This window comes from Singulisphaera photorubra, from assembly GCF_045290345.1.
Taxonomy (GTDB): Bacteria; Planctomycetota; Planctomycetia; order Isosphaerales; family Isosphaeraceae; genus Singulisphaera.
In genome coordinates this window covers 7,845,969-7,863,369 of record NZ_CP155447.1, presented here as the reverse complement: position 1 = coordinate 7,863,369, position 17,401 = coordinate 7,845,969, and the positions used below count along the sequence as shown (strand labels likewise).

Genomic DNA, 17,401 nt, shown 5'->3' with positions numbered 1-17,401 from the left:
CGTCAACCCCCTCGCGGTTTTCGGACCCGAACCTTGAAGAGTTGCTGTCGACTGCCCATCGGCTCGGGCTCGTCGAGCACCCCCGCGGCGACCAGCCCGGCAAAGAGCTCGGGCGTGACGTAGGACGTGAACCCATAATTGCCCGGCGATCGATACCGCTCGATCTCAAACCAGTCGACATAGACGTGAGTGATGCCATGCTCCTTGAGGGTCAAAGCGATCTCGTCGGGGGTCCGGCCTCGAGTCAGGGTCTCGATCGTCTCGTGATCAAAGACCGTGTTGTAGACGATCGGGTGCCGGAAATGGAAGACGGCCGCCTGTCCGACCAACAGGGCCTTCGCGTCCGCCGGCAGTTCGGCGTCGAGCCGGGCCAGCGGCGGGTTGAGCATCTCCGGGATCGACCGGCGGAGAACCATCAAGTCGCCGGTCCACTCGTTGAAGCCGGTCAAGGCCGTTGACGAGTAAGCCATGTTCGTGACGATCGCGACGAAGAGGAGTAAGCCCAGGAGCGCCGACCAGGCTCGATTTCGAATCCAATCCGCGCCAAGGCCGGCCAGAACAGCCAGCGGAGCGAGCAGAGGGAGCCAGAAGCGATCGAGCCGGTGTGTCAGGAGCCACCACGTCGCGAACAGATAGAAAGCATAGCCCCAAAGCATCAGAGAAGCCCGTCGCGACCCCCGACGCAGAAGCGCCAGGGGTGCCAACGCCACATAGAGTGGAGACTGCCAGTCGGAGCGGCCGGCCACGTCCACGATCGAATCCCAGAGCGCAACGACCTGGATCTCCTTGGGTCCATGCGCATTCGTCCATTTCGCCTCGCGGGCCTGATCCCAGTACCGGCCGCCGAAGACACGGTTGGCCAGGGGGTAAACCGGGTTGCCCGTGTCGATCAGGTTCTTGGCGAGCCAAGGCGTCATCACGATCGCCCAGCCCAGCACGAAGCCGACGACGATCCGCCAGGACCTGCGCCGGATGGTCTCCACCAGGGCGAGAGCTCCCAACGGCAAGACCGCCGAGATCAGGCCCGGGTACTTGCAGGCCATTGCTCCCCCTGCGAGCCCGCCGATCACGCCCCAGAAGGCGGCCCGGATTCTCGGGTCGGCGACGGGCCAAACGCGAGCAATCGACCAGATGAGCGCGGCGTGATAGTAGCAGAGCGGGCCCTCCACGTAGGGAAGGACGCCGAGCCGATAGATCCAGGGGGTCGTCAGATAGACGATCGCGGCCACGACCGCGGCACGAGTCGACGCCAGCCGCCCGGCCGTCAGGGCGATCATGACCGCCGCGGCCGGGGCATAGGCCGCGATCAGCAGTTGCCCGACCAAGGCGCCTTGCCACCAATCGCCCAGCACTTCCATGCCCAGCAGGTGGAGCATCTCCACGCTGAACGGCATGCTCGTGTAGACGTTGTGAGGCAAGAACGTGATTCGGCCCGCTTGAAAATATTCCTTGGGACCTTGCAGGTGATACTCGATCGCGTCGAAATCGATCGTCGGCAACATCGCCCCTAGCGCCATCATCAACAGGAACGGACCGATCGTGACGAGGCTGAGTCCCATCAGAGCGGGCAGCCCGGCTGATTGCGAGTTCGCCGAGCGGAGCGACCTTATGGCAAGCTCTTCCGCATCGCCCCCCTCCGGGGGCCGTCGAGAATCACGGAAAGTGAGGGCCAGCTCGACCGCGATCAAGACGCCGAGCCCGCCCCGAACCGACCATGGGGCAAGCGCTCCGAGTCGACCCAGGATGAGCGTGATCAGGCCGAGTCCCGTCGTCCCCAAGCCGTAAGCGAGCGGAAGCCGTTCGATCGGTTGGAGCACGTGATGGAGCCGAAGGCCGCGGAGCAGACCCCGGCCCAGGGCCAGGGCTCCCCCGGCAATGAGCGCGGCGGCAAGCGCGATCGGCACCCGTTGGGGCAGGTTCTCGAGATGGCCGAGTTCCTGGAGGGCCAGGCCGAGATAGGATTGGTCGAAGCGAACGCCCGGCACCACCTGGGGCAAGGCACGCGCCAGGAACATCCAGCGGCGCACCGTCCCGCCGACGTTTCCCGCGTTTGGCAACGGCTCGACCAGGAACCAGCCAAGCCAGGCCGCTTCGAGAAAAGCGAGAGCGAGAACCGCCGCGACGATGCCGGAGCTGCGCACGGATTTCAGAGGGTCGGCCCGATGTGCCAAGGGGCGAACTCCTCCTCGCCGACGCCTTGTTGTTCGCTTTTCGTCTTCGCCCCGCTCGCGGAGTCGAGGATCATCTCAAAGAGCCGCCGGCCGACGCTCTCGACCGACTCCCCTTCGAGAATCGTCCCCGCGTTGAGGTCCATGTCGTCGATCATCCGGTCGAAGATCGGCGTGTTCGTCGCCACCTTGATGCACGGCGTCGGTTTCAGGCCCAGCACACTCCCTCGCCCGGTCGTGAACACCAAGACGTTGGCGCCACCGGCGACCAGGCCGGTCGTGCAAGGCGGGTCGTAGCCGGGCGTGTCCATGAAGACGAGTCCGGGGGTGTCCACGCGTTCGGCATACTCGACGACATCGACCATGGGGGTCGACCCGGCCTTGGCCAGGGCACCCAGCGACTTCTCGTAAATCGTCGTCAGCCCTCCCGCCTTATTGCCAGGCGAGGGGTTGTTGTTGATCTCCGCTCCGAAGAGACGCGTGTAATCCTCCCACCACCTGATCCGCGCGACCAGCTTCTCGCCCACCTCGCGACTCACGGCGCGGCGGGTGAGCAAGTGCTCCGCCCCATAGATCTCGGGCGTTTCTCCGAGGATCGCGGTTCCTCCTTGGGCAACGATCAGGTCGGCCGCAACCCCCAGCGCGGGGTTGGCCGTGACCCCTGAGTTGCCGTCCGACCCGCCGCACTCCATCGCCAGGCTGATCTTGGAAGCGGGCTGTTTGGTCCGCACCCATTCGTTTGCCTCGGGGAGCAACTGGTGGACCGCCGCGACCGCGGCCTCGACCGTCTTGTTGATCCCCCCTTGCTCCTGGATATTCAGGACCCGAGGCCGAACCGGCTCGACTTGCCGACCGCTCTTCCTGACCCCGCCCAGGGTGACCAGATCCTGCGTCTCGACCAGGTGCTGCGCATAGCTGACCTCGCACCCGAGGCCGACGATCACATAAGCGGCCACGTTGGGATGGTTCGCGAATCCGGCAAGGACCCGTTCGAGCGTGTTGTGGTCAGGGCCGCCAAACGGAATGGCGCACCCTCCCTTGTGGGTCACCGCGAAGACGCCGTCGACGTTGGGATAATCCTTCCGCCAGTCGTCGCCCCGGAACCGTTCGGCAATGTAGCGTGAGGTGCTCGCCGAGCAGTTCACCGTGCTGATCACGGCGAGATAGTTCCGTGTTCCCACCCGCCCATCGGGCCGGAGGAACCCTTGAAACGTCCGGGGCTCCATCAAGGGCAGCGGAGGCGCCTGCTCCGAGGCATAAGCGTAGTCGCGTTCGAAGAGTTCGGCCGTGACGTTGTGCACGTGGATCCAGGCCCCGGCGGCGATCGGCTTCGAGGCGAACCCGATAATTTGCCCGTACTTTCGGACCGGCTGACCGGGCTCGATCGCCGAAAGCGCCACCTTATGACCCAACGCGATCGGTTCGCGGACCTCGACCTCCCGGCCGCCGACCGCGATAACGTAGCCCTTGGGGATCGGCCGGGCGGCCACCGCCACGTTGTCCTCGCCCCGGAGGATGACCGCCCGCTGCTCTTCGGCTGCCGTCGCCATTATGGGTGGACCCCAGATTCTTCGATTGTTGGTGCGAGAGCGTCGCTTCCGGCCAGTCTAGTGGCTTGCGCCGGCTTTGGGAAGCCAGTATGCCCAGGGGCGTCATGACCAGATAGAATCCATTGGGAAAGACAACTTCTCACACAACGGCCTCCTCGCCTCGCTCGGGAGCCTCTCGCAATGCCATCGCCATTTCCGGGCATGGACCCTTATCTCGAAGAGCCTGGACTCTGGCCCGACGTGCATCACGGCCTGATCTCCGAAATCCAGGCGACGTTGAATCGGCAGCTCCGGCCGAAATATCACGTTCGCGTCGAAGAACGTGTCTATATTTCCGATGAGAACGATCCTGGCCGCACCGTGATCGTTCCCGATCTTCGAATCGCAGGTCGACCCGGCCAGGAGGGATCAGCAATTCCCCCCACGCGCGGTCTCGCCCTTGATGTGGCGGAACCGATTGTCGTCACCACCTTGATTGAGGAGGAGATTCATGAGGCGAGATTGGAAATCATCGATCGCGAGCAACATCTTGTCGTGACGGTGATCGAGATCCTCAGTCCGACGAACAAGGTGGCCGGCTCTCGAGGGAGGACGAGCTTCGAGCAAAAGCGTCGCGAGGTCATGAACTCACCCAGCCACTGGGTTGAGATCGATCTCCTACGCGGTGGTGTCCCGCTTTTCATTCGCGAGAGTGTGCCGCCGTGTGACTACCTGGTCCATGTTTCAGAGACCGCACGTCGTCCCCGCGGGCTCCTGTGGCAGATCGACCTCTCCCAGCGATTACCCTCGGTTCCGATCCCGCTTCGGCCCGAAGATCCCGAGGTCAGGCTCGATCTCCAAGCGGTACTGGAACACGTTTACGATCGCGCTGCGTACGACATGGCCATCGATTACAGGACCGACCCGGTCCCTCTGCTCAATTCTGAGCGGGCCGCTTGGGCCGACCGGCTGCTGAAGGAGAAGGGACTGCGACCGACCTGACCTTCCCGTCGTTCAAGAGGTCGACGGTTGAAGAACGGAGGGGCTCGATGCTGGACTTTTCGAGGGGAGCATGGAACAGGGTCCATGCTCCCTCCGTGGCCCAGGTGACGTGGGGCGATTACCGGCTCGGCCCGGTCATGGGCGAGATCTTGGGCCGATCGGGGGTTTTCTGAGGAGAGGACTCGGAGGCGAGCTTGCCGAGCAGGGTTTGCTCGAAGCCCTTGAGGTCGGTCCAGAAGGTCCCGGGGCCGGCGTAGAAAACGCCGAGGCGGAGATTATCGGACAGGCCTTCGGCGAAGACGTAGCGGTTGTAAGCGTCAGGGCTGCCCAGTGCCTTGACGTACTGACGGAAGCGGTCGGCCTCGGCTTCGCGGACGAGTTCGACCGACCTGGCGGCCGCCTGGCCGAGGGTGGTGGTCGTCTGGGCCGCGAAGCCGGCGGTCTTGGCGTCGGTCTCGGCAATCAGCTTCTCTGTGGTCGCCTCGATCTCCTTGGCCTGCTTTTCCCCCTCGGCCTCGACCTCCGCCACGAGTTTTGTGGTCAAGGCCATGGTGCGCCTCTCTTCGAGCATGACCTTCGCCTTGGCCTCGGTCAGGTCGGCCTCCGTCTTGGCGGTGAGCTGCTCCTGGTCGCGGGTTCGGGTCAGCTCATCGGCGATCTTCGCCCGCTGGATCGGCTCGCGGACCTGGGCGGGGACGTAGATGTGCCGGGTCAGACCGAACAGGAGCGAGATCCCTTTCGAAGCCAGCACGCGCTCCAGTTCCCCTGACGTCTCGTTCTGGAAGGCCTCGCGTGTGTCGCCGACCAACAAGTCCACGGCGCCCCGCTTCGACCCATGGAGCCGGCAGATTGAGCCGATCTGGGGGAGGATCACTTTCTGTTCGACGTCGCCATGCATGCCGAACTGGCGGACGACTTCAGGCGCCTGCTCGGGGGTAATCCCCCAGATCGCCGTGAAGTCGAGGTGGATCAGAAAGCCATCGTTGGAGGGAAACTCGATCCCCTTGCCCAGGGCATAGAGCTGTTCCTTGATCGCCAGCTTGCCTCGGCGATCCACGACGTTGGGGGTCGCGATCTCGGTGGTCGAATCCGCGGCTTCGACCGTCAAGGACGTCTCGGCGTAGCCGACGCTGATGATGTCGATCCGCTTCTCGACCGGGTTGAGGAAGTAGATGCCGGGCTGGAGCACCTCTTTCTGGATCCCCTGCGCCTGCTTGATCCGCGGGTCGGCGATCTTGTTCGTGACCACGCCCACGTACCCCGGTGGGATCAGTGTGGGATCGCCCTCCCTGCGTTTGACCCGTGTATTCGGCTCAACGCACTCATCGACGGCGATCAATTTGACGTCGTACGCGTATTCGTTCATCCGGTATCGGCCCGGCGTGAGAACGCGGCGGCGGATGCCGCGATATCCCAGGGCATCGGTCAGGTAGGTGCCCGCGGGCAGGGGTTTGCCGAACTTCGCAAGGACGACGCCGAGCTTGCCCGGCGGGATGATCAGGTCTGGTACAAGCTTCTGCTCATACTCTAACGGCGAGTAGAAATGCCGGCCCGGACCGGGCATCGACTCGAGGACGCCAACCTTGAGCGGGCGGCCGCCCGAATCGATTTGCACAAGCGTCCCTTCAGGGACCTGTTCCATGTTACCGAACGGCCAAGGGCCCTTGTAACGAAGCAGTAGGCTTGAGCCCGGGGGGACCTCGACCCGGCAGATCGTCCATTGCCAGATGCCGAGGTAACCGACGAGGAAGATCAGGGCGACGGCCGCGAGCCACTTCGCCGGTACCTGGTATGCGCGAGGATTCATGGCTGGGCCTCCTCAGCGGCGAATGGGGGTTGAGGCAGTTCCGTCCCCGCGCGTGGGTGACCTTCGGTCGTGCCGGCCCGGTCTGCGAGCGGCGACGATCGAGGGGCGGGTTCGGGGTTGCGGGTGAACTGGCTGAAGAGATCCATCAGCGGTCCTTCGGAATTCGACAGGATCGTCTGGAACGAGGGTGCCAGCTTGCCGATCAGGATGTTACGGGCGAGAGCCCCGCCGTCGCCTTCGAAGGCCGCCACCCGGGCGGACAGGCCGGCGAGCTCGGCCTTATTCTTGAACCGGATCACATCGGCCTCGGCTTGCGCCTTGGCAGTAATCGCCGACGCCTGATCCTTGGCGGCCTCGAGTTGCGTCTCGGCGACCTTGAGCTTTTGCCCGGCCAGGGTCACGGCCACTTGTTGGTCCTGCTCGGCCCGGGTCGTCTTCTCGACCACCCCTTGCTCGGCCTCAACCAGCTTCTTCTTCTGCTCGGCGAGGACCTGCTGGACCCGCAGTTGCGCCTCGGAGAGTTGCTGAATCTTTTCCTGCTGGAATTGCGCGAGCTGCTGCTTGGCGACCTCGCGGAGCCGGACCGGCTCGGCGATCTCCTCGGGAGGCTTGATCGAGGTGATTGCCACCGCGAGGATCTCGATCCCCTGCTTCTTGCAATTCTCGGTGAGGCTCTCCACCATGTCGCGCTGAAACTTCTCTCGCTCCTCACCGCTGATGAACTGGCCGCCGGAGAGCTTCGAGCCGCCGATCCGGCAGAGCGAACGGCTCTCGGGGGTGATAATCTTGGTGATGATCTCCTCGTCGATCGCATCACCGTTCTTGTCTTCATTATATTTAACGAAGACCTCGGCCACCTGCTCGGGTCGAACATGGAACTCGACGACGCCATCCAGCGTAATCGGGAAACCATCGGCCGAGAGAAAGTCCATCACGGTATCCTGCGCCAGGTTGAATCGCTTCGACCGGCAATCGACCAGGTTGACGAGCGTCTCGTACGGGTTGAGCGGATAGGTGCCGGGCTCGAGTGTCTTCGCCTGCACACCCCGCTCGTTCTCCTCGACGAGGAAGACGTTCGGATTCTTCGGCAGGGTTCCGGACAGGAGCGTGACGACACCCCGGAACCCCGCGGGCACGGTCACCAGGTCGTGCAGCTCGATCGTCTCCGCGTAGGGGTTGTAGGGATATCGCCCCGGCTTGAGGACCTCGCGGAGGATCCCCTTCTGTCCCGGCTCGGCGAGAATCTGCCCCTCGGGAAGGTCATCGCCACTGAGGGCGACCCGGATGCCGATCTTGTCGCCGGGAACGACGAACTGCGGCATCAACTCCCATGACCAGTAATACGGGTTGTAGAAGTAGCGGCCCTCAAGGAGGACGCCGCTATTGGGGCCTTCGGTCTGCACGCCCTTATAATATGTCTTGCCGTCTTTCCTGGGGGGTGCCAACTCCATATCCCGCTCGAGATCGAGCCCGACGCGGCGGATCAGAACCGCCTGCTCCCCGGTATCCACTTCGATCTTGCAGGCTTTGTAAGCGAGAACGATCGCCCCCAGAACAAGGCAGAGCAGGCCAATGGCGGCCAAGCCCCAAGATGGAATGCCAGGCCGAGGCGCCGCCGGGCCCGGACCCTGCCGCGCCGGACCCCGCCGGCCCGGACCCCGGGCACCGTCGTCCCGCTCCTCGATCCCATTCATCGCGCAACTCCTTGGTTCGGCTTTCGATCAGGATAAAACCGGCTCGAAAGAGCCGGATCATCGCGGTTGGGGCGGCCTGAATCTCGTCGTTAAACGAATGGCGTCATCCAGCGTGTCGACGGATGCCCTCTTTTACGGAATCACTGCATCACGATCAGTTTGCGTCAGACCGCCTCACTAACTCACCAAGATCTTCGCCCCCGACAGCTTAATATTCACTCGTCCCGCCATCCGCGCATTCCGCACAACAGAACGACAAACCCCGATCAGCCCAACCTGCCACATTGTGCGCTATCATTCAGGGAGTTGCCCCGAAACCGTTCGGCGGGCACTTGAGTTCAAGGCGGGTGTCTGGAAGCAAGCCGCGCGGTGGGCCAACTTCAATGAAGACCAGACTGGTCCTCCCGACAAACACATCAACCATTCACGCATTTCGCAATTTCGCATCTATTGTTTCATGAGTGTCGAATTCGACGGCATTTGCATACATCGGAGCCCTGAGCCACCCGGGACGTGGCCGCGAATCATTCCGAGTGGCTTTACCAACAAATCTTCACTTTTCAATTTTTTCACTCAAAATAGTGTCAAGAATGAAGTATTCACCTCACTTTCCCCTCGAGTGATTCCACTTGCATATCTTCCCTCATTGGTGCATTCTGGGGCCATCCATCCCCCGGACTCCCGGACGAAGTCAGTTCGTGGTATTCCGGGCGATCATTGATTCCACAGAGGAGGCGGGCGGCCCCCCGCGCATCTGCCCCGTGAGTACCATGAAGATCGGTCGAACCCTGGGGATTACCCTGTTCATTGCCATTGGCTGGGCTCCCCAGGCGCACGCGCACGAGAAATGGTTCTTCCAGGGCCCACGAATGCCCCTGCGGTGGGACCTCTTTCTTCGGCCCGTCCCCCTGGGTTTCACGGCCGGGGTGTTGGCAATCTTCGGAGTGGCCTGCCTGCTCTGGCGTCTGCGGGGCGGACGCGACTTGATTCCCGGTCCGGAGGCGTTCGGCGCTCAGGATGAGCGGCGGATGGCCTTCTACGGCCTGGCGCCGGCGATCCTCGGGTTGCATCTGGCCGTTCCGCTCCTGGTCTACGGCGTGATCGGACGTCTGTTCACGCCCAATAACACGATGGCCCCGGGCTGGGCGCACTTCGTCGGGTTGGCCGAGACGATCGTCGCCCTCTGCCTCTTCTATGGCGGGATGACTCGACTGGCGGCTGTCATCCTGGCGGCACTCTGGGGCGTGGGGGCGGTTCTCTTCGGATTGGAACCGATGTTGGAGAGCCTGCACATCCTGGGATATGCCGGCTTCTTCTTCCTTGCCGGCCGCGGCCCCGTCGCAGTCGACCGGCTCCTTTTTCCTCGCTTTGAGCCAGGTGCGCAACTCGTCGCCATCGCACCGACCGTGCTGCGAGTCGGCATCGGCGCGAGCTTGCTCGTCGTCGGATTCACGGAAAAGCTCGCCAACCTCCCCCTGGCCGAGGCCTTCCTCGAGCAGTACCCCTTCATCAACTTCATGCCCAAGTTGGGGATCGGCATGAGCGATGAGTTGTTCGCCATCTGCGCGGGGTCGGTGGAAGTGCTGGCCGGGCTGATGATCCTCGCGGGCGTGTTCCCCCGGACGATCATCCTGGTGGCGCTATTCCCGCTGAACCTGTCACTCACAGTCTTCAACTGGGAGGAGCTGATCGGCCACATGCCGTTCTATGGCGCCCTCGCCTTCCTCCTGGTCTGGACGCCCCGGGATCGCGACTTGTGGATCGGCGGATTGAGGCACGGGCCATTGCGCGTGAGCGAAGCCCCCCCGGCGCCGCCTACCCCGTGATCGACCTATCGCAGTTTTCCGCCGGGTGGCCCTGGGCTTGAAGGACGGCGGACTCAGAGGCTTCCGTAAGCCTCTTCCGCCGTGAGGATGATCCGGGCGATCTCGATCAACTTCTTGTTCTTGTCACTGGCGAGTTTCTGGAGCCGGCGGAAGGCCTCGTGCTCGTCCAGATGCGCCTTCTTCATGAGGATGCCCTTGGCCTTCTCGATCGTCTTGCGATCCTCAAGGGCCTGTTTCAGGTCCGCAGTCTCCTTTCGTAGGGACTGAAATTGATCGAAGCGGTGAGTGGCAATGGCGATGGCCGGTTCCAGGTCGGCCTGCTTGATCGGCTTCACAAGGAACGCCATGACAAAGTCCGCCTCCGCGCGTCGAATCGTGGCCGGGTCGTGATGGGCAGAGACGAGGATCACCGGGACCGCGGAATTCTTGTAAATCTGAGCCGCCGCTTCGATACCGTCCATGTCGGGCATCTTGATGTCGGTAATGACCAGGTCGGGCTTTGCGACCCGGCATTGCTCGACCAGATCCTGGCCCGTTCCCGACACGACGATCACCTCGTGTCCCAATCGGGGCAGGATCGTGCGGAAGTATTCCTGCATGTCGGGCTCGTCATCAGCCACGGCAATACGTAACGAATGGTTCATGGCTTCCCTTGCGGTAAAGTGACGAGAATCTCGCCGCCCTGACCCGAGACATCACCTGCGGCGATCTGGCCGCCATGGTCCGTCGAGCGGTCCCTTGATCCTAATCCTAATCCGATCCGCCTTCGGGATGGAACCGATTCTGCCGGCCCACAGAATCCTACGAGGCAACGATCAAACCGGCGAGAGATTTGGCGAAGTGATCGCGTTGAGGTTCTCTCGAGTCACGGAGAAATCCGAGCCTCCATCGATTCGGACAGTCCTCCGGCAAAGCCTTTGTTGATCGTCGTCCGGAACACCCAGACCATCGAAAAAGGGACTGCAACCGACTTGAATTCCCCATCCTTTTATCCTTCAGGGGTCGGCCACAGTCCCTTCGTTGGTGGAGAACGGTTCTCTCAGAGGCCCGCTTTTCTCGGCACGAGCCGGTGAATCTGGTCGCCAAAGGCGAGAATGTACAACTCGCCCTGCGGATCCTCGCCAAAGGCGGCGATGGCGAGTTTCTTCTTCTCGACTTTCCTGTCAATCAACTCGGCGCTGGCGACGGCCTTACCGTCTTTCTCGCGAACGCCCCAGATCCGACCGGTGTCGTAGTCGCCGTAAACATAGACCCCGACCAGGTCATTGAGGGCCTTGCCTCGATAAACATAGCCGCCCGTGATGCTTTTGCCGTCGTCGGGGCGTTCGGCGGTCGGCTTGTGGGGGTATTCCACGATCGGCGGCGAAATCGGACTCGCGGGGTCCGCCTTGATCCTGCGCTGGGGCATGAACGGGTGAAAGGCTTCCTTGATGCTCCAGCCGTAATTGCCGCCATTCTTGATGATATGGACCATCTCATAGAGGTTCTGGCCGACATCGCCGGCCCAGAGCTTGCCGGTCTCGCGATCGAACGAAAACTTCCAGACATTCCGTAGGCCGATGCAGTAGACCTCGGGGGCCCAGTGGGCAAACTTCGGATCGCGACGCGCCGGGTTGTCGCTCGGGATTCCATACGCCTTGCCGCCGGACGGATTGTCGACGTCGATTCGCAAAATCGAACCGAAGTGGTCTTTGGGGTTCTGGCCGGTTCGCAAGGGATCGTCGGCTGAGCCGCTGTCACCGAGGGTGATGTAGAGGAAGCCATCGGGACCAAACGCGATGCAGCCTCCATTGTGGTTGCCGAACGGATCATCGGGGCCGATCCAGATCCGTTCCTCGCTCTTCGGGTCGGCCGTCCGCGGATCGCTCTTGGAGACCTGGAACCGGGAGACGACCGACCGCCGATTCGGTCCGCCCGTTGCGCTGTCGTTGGCCGAATAATAGATGAAGAACTGGCCGTTCTCCTTGTATTTCGGGTGGAATGCCAGGCCCAGCAGCCCTTCTTCATTTTCCTTGCTCATTGGAGCAGCAAGCTGGAGAAACAGTTGCTTTTGGCTCGTTTCCTTGTCGTTGGGGAACGACCAAACCTTGCCCTGGTGTTGTTCAATCACGAACAGCAAGTTACTTCCATCGTTCGGGTGGTCCATGGCGACCGGCAGATCGAACTTCAAGTTCGGGAAGGCCACCTCGGTGGTGAGTTGGGGCAACGACTTGACATCGTCCGCCACCGCGATCGCCGGGGCGATCACGCCCAGAACCGCGAAAAAGGTCGAGAAAGGCATTCTCACGAAATCAGCCCTCATGATGAGTGGATTCGGCAGGACGGGCCGAATGGGAAGGAATTCCAGGCGGGCAGGAGCGTCATCTCAAGCGCTCGGCAAATGGGCGTTCCCGAAGTCCGGTTCCGGTAGGTTCCCGTCCTATTTTTTTTCTCGAAGGGCATTGTAACGGCGGTCAAACGGCCAGGGGGAGATGCTACCGTTTGGCGATGTCTCCGAATGGCTCGATGACGGGCAAGGAGTTCGTGCCAACGACGAACACCGAGCCATCAAAGGCTCGGGGAACGTCGATAGGGGAGTGCTCCGATCCCGAAAGTGCGCCCGCGAGAAGCTCCGAGACTTAAAAGAGCGATTTTTTCGGAGTTCTGGGACACAGCCTTCCTGGTCCAACAAGAATGCGGGCGGGGGCCCGCGGTCCCGGGAGACACGGACCCGTTCAACCAGGAAAGCGGGCAGGGCGTCCGCAGTCCCAAGGCAAGGAATACGAAACGCCCATGCGTCAGGTCAAAAGGAGAATCCGCGTTCAGCCTTGATAATGATTCTTGACGGTATTGATCGCATGCTGCCAGCGTTGCGAAGCCGCGTCTCGCCAGGCGGCGTCCTTACCGGGGTAGAACGTCCGCCCCCCGGCCTGGAGATGGTCGACGGCCGTCGAGGCGTCGGTCCAGAGGCCGGCGGCCAGGCCGGCCAGCAAGGCAGCGCCCATCGCGGTCGATTCGGGCTGGGGGCTTCGTCGTAGCGGTAGGCCGAGGAGGTCGGACTGGAACTGGAGAAAGGGATCGGAGCGGGCCATGCCACCGTCGACCCGCAGGTCGGTGAGGGGAGTGGGCAGGTCGGCGTTCATCGCGTCGATCAGGTCGGTGATCTGGTAGGCGACTCCTTCCAGAGTCGCGCGGGCGAGGTCGGCGAGCGAAGTGGCCCGGGTCAGGCCGAAGAGTGTGCCCCGCGCGTCAGGATCCCAATGCGGAGCCCCCAAGCCGGTCAGGGCAGGAATGAAGAGAACGCCTGAGTGCGGGTCGGCGTGCAAGCTGAGCTCATCGATCTCGGGGGCCGCGCCCACAGCCTTCAGGCCATCGCGAAACCACTGCACGGCCGCCCCCGCAACGAACACGCTTCCTTCCACCGCATACTGCGGCGGGCCATCGCCCAGGGTCGCAGCCAAGGTTGTGATCAGCCCGCGCGTCGAAGGGACCACATTCGACCCCGTGTGAACGAGCAGGAAGGCTCCCGTCCCGTAGGTGCACTTTGCCTGCCCCTCTTGCAAACACCCTTGCCCAACGAGCGAGGCTTGCTGGTCCCCCGCGACTCCCAGAATCGGCAGGCCATCAGGCAGGTAGTCCAGGCCCAAGGTTTGCCCGAACTCGCCGGAGCTCGGGAGGATTTCGGGCAATATTCCGCGCGGGACGGCGAAGAAGTCGCAGAGGTCATCGGCCCAGCGAAGAGTCCGCAGGTCCATCAGAAGCGTGCGTGAAGCGTTGGTGACATCCGTGACGTGCTTACGGCCCCCGGTGAGATGCCAGATCAAGAGGCTGTCGACAGTCCCCGCCGCCAACTCGCCCGCCTCGGCCCGGCGCCTGGCATTGGGAACGTTCTCGAGCAGCCAGGCAATCTTGGTGGCCGAGAAGTAAGGGTCCAGCACCAAACCGGTTCGTTCGCTGATCCAGGCTCCTCGATCGCGGTGTTTCTCGCAAAAATCGGCAGTCCGGCGATCCTGCCAGACCAGGGCCGGAGCGATCGCGAGGCCGGTCCGACGATCCCAGATCGCGGTCGTCTCACGTTGGTTGGTCAGACCGATGGCCGCGATCCGATCCGCGCCAATGCCCGCTTCGGCAAGCGCCTGAGTCACAAGGGGACCGACCGATCCAACAATGGCTTCCGCATGATGCTCGACCCAACCCGACCTCGGATAGATTGGCGAGACTTCAGCCTGCGCTTGGCCGACGGTCCGCAGACGGTTGTCGTAGACAACGGCTCGGGTGCTGGTCGTCCCCTGGTCGATCGCCAACACGTGGTCGCGTGCCATCGGTAAATCCTCTGGGCCGGTGTCCGAGGGAAAGGATCGTGGTTCGTGGTCGGGAATGACATAAAATAACATCGCCCCCCACCGATCGCGAGGGGGTGCGTGTGCAGCCGTCAGGGCCACTCGCTTCCGCACAGTCAACGGCCGAATTTTTCCAGAATCCAAGTCGCCCACGCCAGGAGTTGCCGATGAAAGACATTGCTCTCGTCGTACCGATCCTGATCGCTGGCGGAACCGTTCTCGTCTCGATCTCATCGTCTTCGTGGAACAATGGTCACCCCAACCACACGCAAAATCTCGCGTTCCTGGCGTTTCTGTTTGGCCTCCTCTACGCCTGGCACCGAGGCAAGCAAGCCGCGGCGGAACGGATGAAGGCCCTGGAACTTGGCTGGAGCCCGCCCTCCTTCTCCTCCTCGTCGTCGATCGGGCGCGGCACCTTGACCGCTGGCATGTTCATGCCAGTCAGTTTGCTGGGAGTCGCCTGGCTGGCAAGCGTATCCCGCCCCGACCTCTCGACCCCGATCTGGAGCGCCGCGAGCCTTCTCGGGATGACGACCCTGATTTGCGGTACGATCCTCCTCCTCCGTCAGCCGTCCTTATCGTCCTTCCCCGAGCCAACTCGCCAACGCGGCGTGGTTCTCAAGTCCACTGCCGATCCCGACGAGTTCGACGTCGTGAGTCAGCGTGGGTCGAACGGTCATCCTTCCGAAACGAGAACCTGAATCATGAACATAAGCACTGCAGTCATTCCGATCGTTGGCATGGCCATTCCGATCATCCTCGTCCCAGTGATCCTCGGCTTGAAGCACGCTCGGCTCGAGCGTGAACTCGAGCATGCGGAGCGCATGAAGGCGCTGGAGCTCGGGCGGACTCTGCCGAAGGATGAACCGTTCTGGGGCCCCGCCCGCATTAGCCTGGCTTTCGGCGTGGGCGTTCCGGTGGGCGTCTTCCTCTGCGCCTTGGCGGCGACCCGCGAGGGAAATACCGCTCAGATTCCCCTCTGGATTTCCGCCGGGGTGGTTGGGCTGGGAGGGGTCGTCAGTGGCGCAGCGCTCGCTTATCGTCAACTCGAGCGATCGTGGGCCGGCCCACACATCGAAGACTACCGATCCCACAAGCCGGAAAATATCGATGAGGATGCCTTCGACGTGGTCGGCAGTCGCGGTTAATCGTGCAATCGAGCGTTCCGGGGAGGAGCCGTATCATGCATCTCAGCCCGATCGAATTCTGGGTGGGCCTCATGGTCGTCGGACTGATCCTGGCGTCGCTCCTGGCCACAGTGACCTGGTTCACTCGCGGCCTGCGGCGGCGGCAGGAGTGGGATCATGCAGAGCGGATGAAGGCGATCGAGATGGGTTTCTACGTTCCACCTCGCGAATCCACGTGGCCGCGCACGGTCGCCTGCATCTCGATCGGCGTCCTCGTCCCGCTCGGAACGTTCGTCTGCGCCTGGCTGACTTCACTCACCGCGCCGGACAACTCGCAAGAAGTTGTCTGGGGAGCCGCCTTCCTGGTCGGCACAACCGCCGTGGGCTGCGCCACCAGCCTCGCCCCCGGCCTGTCCAGCTCAAGTGACCGGGTGAAGGAGACTGCTTCGACCGGCAAGCCGCCCGCGTTCGACCCCGAGTCGTTCGAGGTCGTCAACGGGCATCGTTGAGGGTGACTCCCACCGCGAAACCAGGGCCGCGGCCCAGAGCCCCAGGAGTGGCTCGATCGGGATGTGAAACCGCACCGAGACAATCGTGAGCGTGTGAAAAAGGGCGATCAGGGCCGCCGCAACGACCGTCGGCCCCAACCTCCGCCGGAGGTCGCTGGGGACCAACAACAATCCCAGGGCCGCCGCCACCGTCAAGCTCAAGTGACTGGCCCGGTAGATCAGGCTCCGCGTCTTCGGGTTCGTCTCATCGAAGAAGACGAAGTAACGAAGCCGACGCAGACAGAGCGTCGCGTAACGCCCTGGTTCCCCCTTGAGATCCACCAGCGCCCTGCGAAAGAGGATCCGAGACCGCTCCGGTTCCGAAACCGCCCCCAACTCGCGGTAGTCGGCCGCGGTCAAGGCCACGTCATCAAGATAGCCCGCCTCGTGCCGGGCGGCCCAAAGTGAGTCGTTGACCCCTCGAAGCCCGCCACGCATCGGCTTTAAGGCCCGCTCAACCGAGGCGCGGACGACCTTGTCGGTCCCCTCGCTCAGCGTGCAATTGCCCTGCCAGAACGCATAGCCAAATGTACTTTTGATCAGAACAAGCTCGCCGTGGACCTTGCCGTTCCGCATGATCCAGGGGGCCACTCCGATCGCAAAGGCAAGGCCAACAAGCCCGAGCGGACGAATCGCTCCGCGGATCCCCTGGCCCATGACAACGGCCCACCCCACTCCCGCGACAACCAGGGCCAGAATCGGATCGGTCAGCCCGAGCAGGGCCAGAATCCCCCCGGTGGCCAACGCATCACGATCGCGTCCCGTACGCCCCGTGCGATAACCGAAGGCCAGAGCCGCCGTCACAAGAGTGGCCGCGAGTAGGGCGACCTGAACGTGCGTTGCGGAATAGACGAGCGTCGGATGGAACGCCACGATCGCACCCGCCAGCCGACCGACCCAAGGACGGTCGGGGGCCACTTCCCGGGCCAGAGCGAGGACCGCGACCACCAACAGCCCCCCGAGCGCTGCTTGCCCAAGCTCGAGAATCAGGAGCGAGCGGGGTGTCTCGACGCCCCCGATCGCATAGGCCCCCGCCACAATCCAGGGATAGACGGGCGCTTGCTGCGAAGTCGGCCCATCGGCCCCGAGGAAGCGCACCGAGAAGCCTCGACCCGCCAGCAAGTTCTCGGCGATCTCACCGTGCTCGTAAGTACTATGGGGGACCATGTGGCTCTGCAGCACGAAGACTGCGGCCACGCGGACCACGATCGCCACGATGATCAGTCCCCAGGCGATGCGACGATCGGACATCCTTGCCGGCTCCAGCCAAAAGTTTCTGTGGCTCGACACGCCCCTTTTTTTTTCCTCAAGAGAGGCCGCGGATTCTGGTCGAGAGTGAAGGTTTGGTCAACCCAGGACCTGGCTGGTGAACTTCCGGTCA

At 63.0% G+C, this 17,401-nt stretch carries 13 protein-coding genes; 5 read left to right on the top strand and 8 right to left on the bottom strand.

What is annotated here, in order from left to right; genetic code table 11:
* Positions 1 to 2: 2 nt before the first annotated feature.
* Positions 3 to 2,171: a hypothetical protein gene (locus V5E97_RS29590; protein WP_406695160.1), complete on the bottom strand. Its 2,169-nt coding sequence runs from the start codon at positions 2,169 to 2,171 to the stop codon at positions 3 to 5.
* On the bottom strand, positions 2,147 to 3,718 hold the full coding sequence (locus V5E97_RS29585) for a UxaA family hydrolase (RefSeq protein WP_406695159.1): 1,572 nt from the start codon (positions 3,716 to 3,718) through the stop codon (positions 2,147 to 2,149). The genes V5E97_RS29590 and V5E97_RS29585 overlap by 25 nt, the downstream gene beginning before the upstream one ends.
* Positions 3,719 to 3,898: 180 nt before the next feature.
* On the opposite strand from V5E97_RS29585, the gene V5E97_RS29580 reads away from it, so the two are divergent.
* Positions 3,899 to 4,699 carry a DUF4058 family protein gene (locus V5E97_RS29580; RefSeq protein WP_406695158.1) on the top strand — a complete coding sequence of 267 codons (801 nt, stop codon included), beginning with the start codon at positions 3,899 to 3,901 and terminating at the stop codon, positions 4,697 to 4,699.
* Between the two features lie 118 nt (positions 4,700 to 4,817).
* Here V5E97_RS29580 and V5E97_RS29575 read toward each other — a convergent pair whose 3' ends face one another.
* Together V5E97_RS29575 and V5E97_RS29570 are read right to left on the bottom strand one after the other, a co-directional pair.
* The gene (locus tag V5E97_RS29575; protein WP_406695157.1) at positions 4,818 to 6,506 is read right to left on the bottom strand and encodes an SPFH domain-containing protein; all 1,689 of its coding nucleotides are present in this window, start codon (positions 6,504 to 6,506) and stop codon (positions 4,818 to 4,820) included.
* Positions 6,503 to 8,200 carry an SPFH domain-containing protein gene (locus V5E97_RS29570; protein WP_406695156.1) on the bottom strand — a complete coding sequence of 566 codons (1,698 nt, stop codon included), beginning with the start codon at positions 8,198 to 8,200 and terminating at the stop codon, positions 6,503 to 6,505. The genes V5E97_RS29575 and V5E97_RS29570 overlap by 4 nt, the downstream gene beginning before the upstream one ends.
* Positions 8,201 to 8,970: 770 nt before the next feature.
* On the opposite strand from V5E97_RS29570, the gene V5E97_RS29565 reads away from it, so the two are divergent.
* The gene (locus V5E97_RS29565; RefSeq protein ID WP_406695155.1) at positions 8,971 to 10,026 is read left to right on the top strand and encodes a DoxX family membrane protein; all 1,056 of its coding nucleotides are present in this window, start codon (positions 8,971 to 8,973) and stop codon (positions 10,024 to 10,026) included.
* Between the two features lie 53 nt (positions 10,027 to 10,079).
* On the opposite strand, the gene V5E97_RS29560 is transcribed toward V5E97_RS29565, so the two are convergent.
* From V5E97_RS29560 to glpK, 3 genes are all read right to left on the bottom strand, one after another.
* On the bottom strand, positions 10,080 to 10,670 hold the full coding sequence (locus V5E97_RS29560) for an ANTAR domain-containing response regulator (RefSeq protein ID WP_406695154.1): 591 nt from the start codon (positions 10,668 to 10,670) through the stop codon (positions 10,080 to 10,082).
* Positions 10,671 to 11,065: 395 nt separating this feature from the next.
* Positions 11,066 to 12,307: a PQQ-dependent sugar dehydrogenase gene (locus V5E97_RS29555; RefSeq protein ID WP_406701237.1), complete on the bottom strand. Its 1,242-nt coding sequence runs from the start codon at positions 12,305 to 12,307 to the stop codon at positions 11,066 to 11,068.
* Between the two features lie 520 nt (positions 12,308 to 12,827).
* Positions 12,828 to 14,327: a glycerol kinase GlpK gene (glpK, locus tag V5E97_RS29550; RefSeq protein WP_406695153.1), complete on the bottom strand. Its 1,500-nt coding sequence runs from the start codon at positions 14,325 to 14,327 to the stop codon at positions 12,828 to 12,830.
* Between the two features lie 185 nt (positions 14,328 to 14,512).
* Here glpK and V5E97_RS29545 point away from each other — a divergent pair, with 185 nt between their 5' ends.
* The 3 genes from V5E97_RS29545 to V5E97_RS29535 are packed head-to-tail and all read left to right on the top strand — an operon-like array spanning position 14,513 to position 15,981.
* Positions 14,513 to 15,046 carry a hypothetical protein gene (locus V5E97_RS29545; RefSeq protein WP_406695152.1) on the top strand — a complete coding sequence of 178 codons (534 nt, stop codon included), beginning with the start codon at positions 14,513 to 14,515 and terminating at the stop codon, positions 15,044 to 15,046.
* 3 nt (positions 15,047 to 15,049) lie between these two features.
* On the top strand, positions 15,050 to 15,493 hold the full coding sequence (locus V5E97_RS29540; protein ID WP_406695151.1) for a hypothetical protein: 444 nt from the start codon (positions 15,050 to 15,052) through the stop codon (positions 15,491 to 15,493).
* A gap of 35 nt (positions 15,494 to 15,528) precedes the next feature.
* Positions 15,529 to 15,981 carry a hypothetical protein gene (locus V5E97_RS29535; RefSeq protein WP_406695149.1) on the top strand — a complete coding sequence of 151 codons (453 nt, stop codon included), beginning with the start codon at positions 15,529 to 15,531 and terminating at the stop codon, positions 15,979 to 15,981.
* Here the strand turns inward: V5E97_RS29535 and V5E97_RS29530 are convergent.
* On the bottom strand, positions 15,892 to 17,271 hold the full coding sequence (locus V5E97_RS29530) for a hypothetical protein (RefSeq protein ID WP_406695148.1): 1,380 nt from the start codon (positions 17,269 to 17,271) through the stop codon (positions 15,892 to 15,894). The two genes, V5E97_RS29535 and V5E97_RS29530, sit on opposite strands and share 90 nt — an antisense overlap.
* Positions 17,272 to 17,401: the final 130 nt, after the last annotated feature.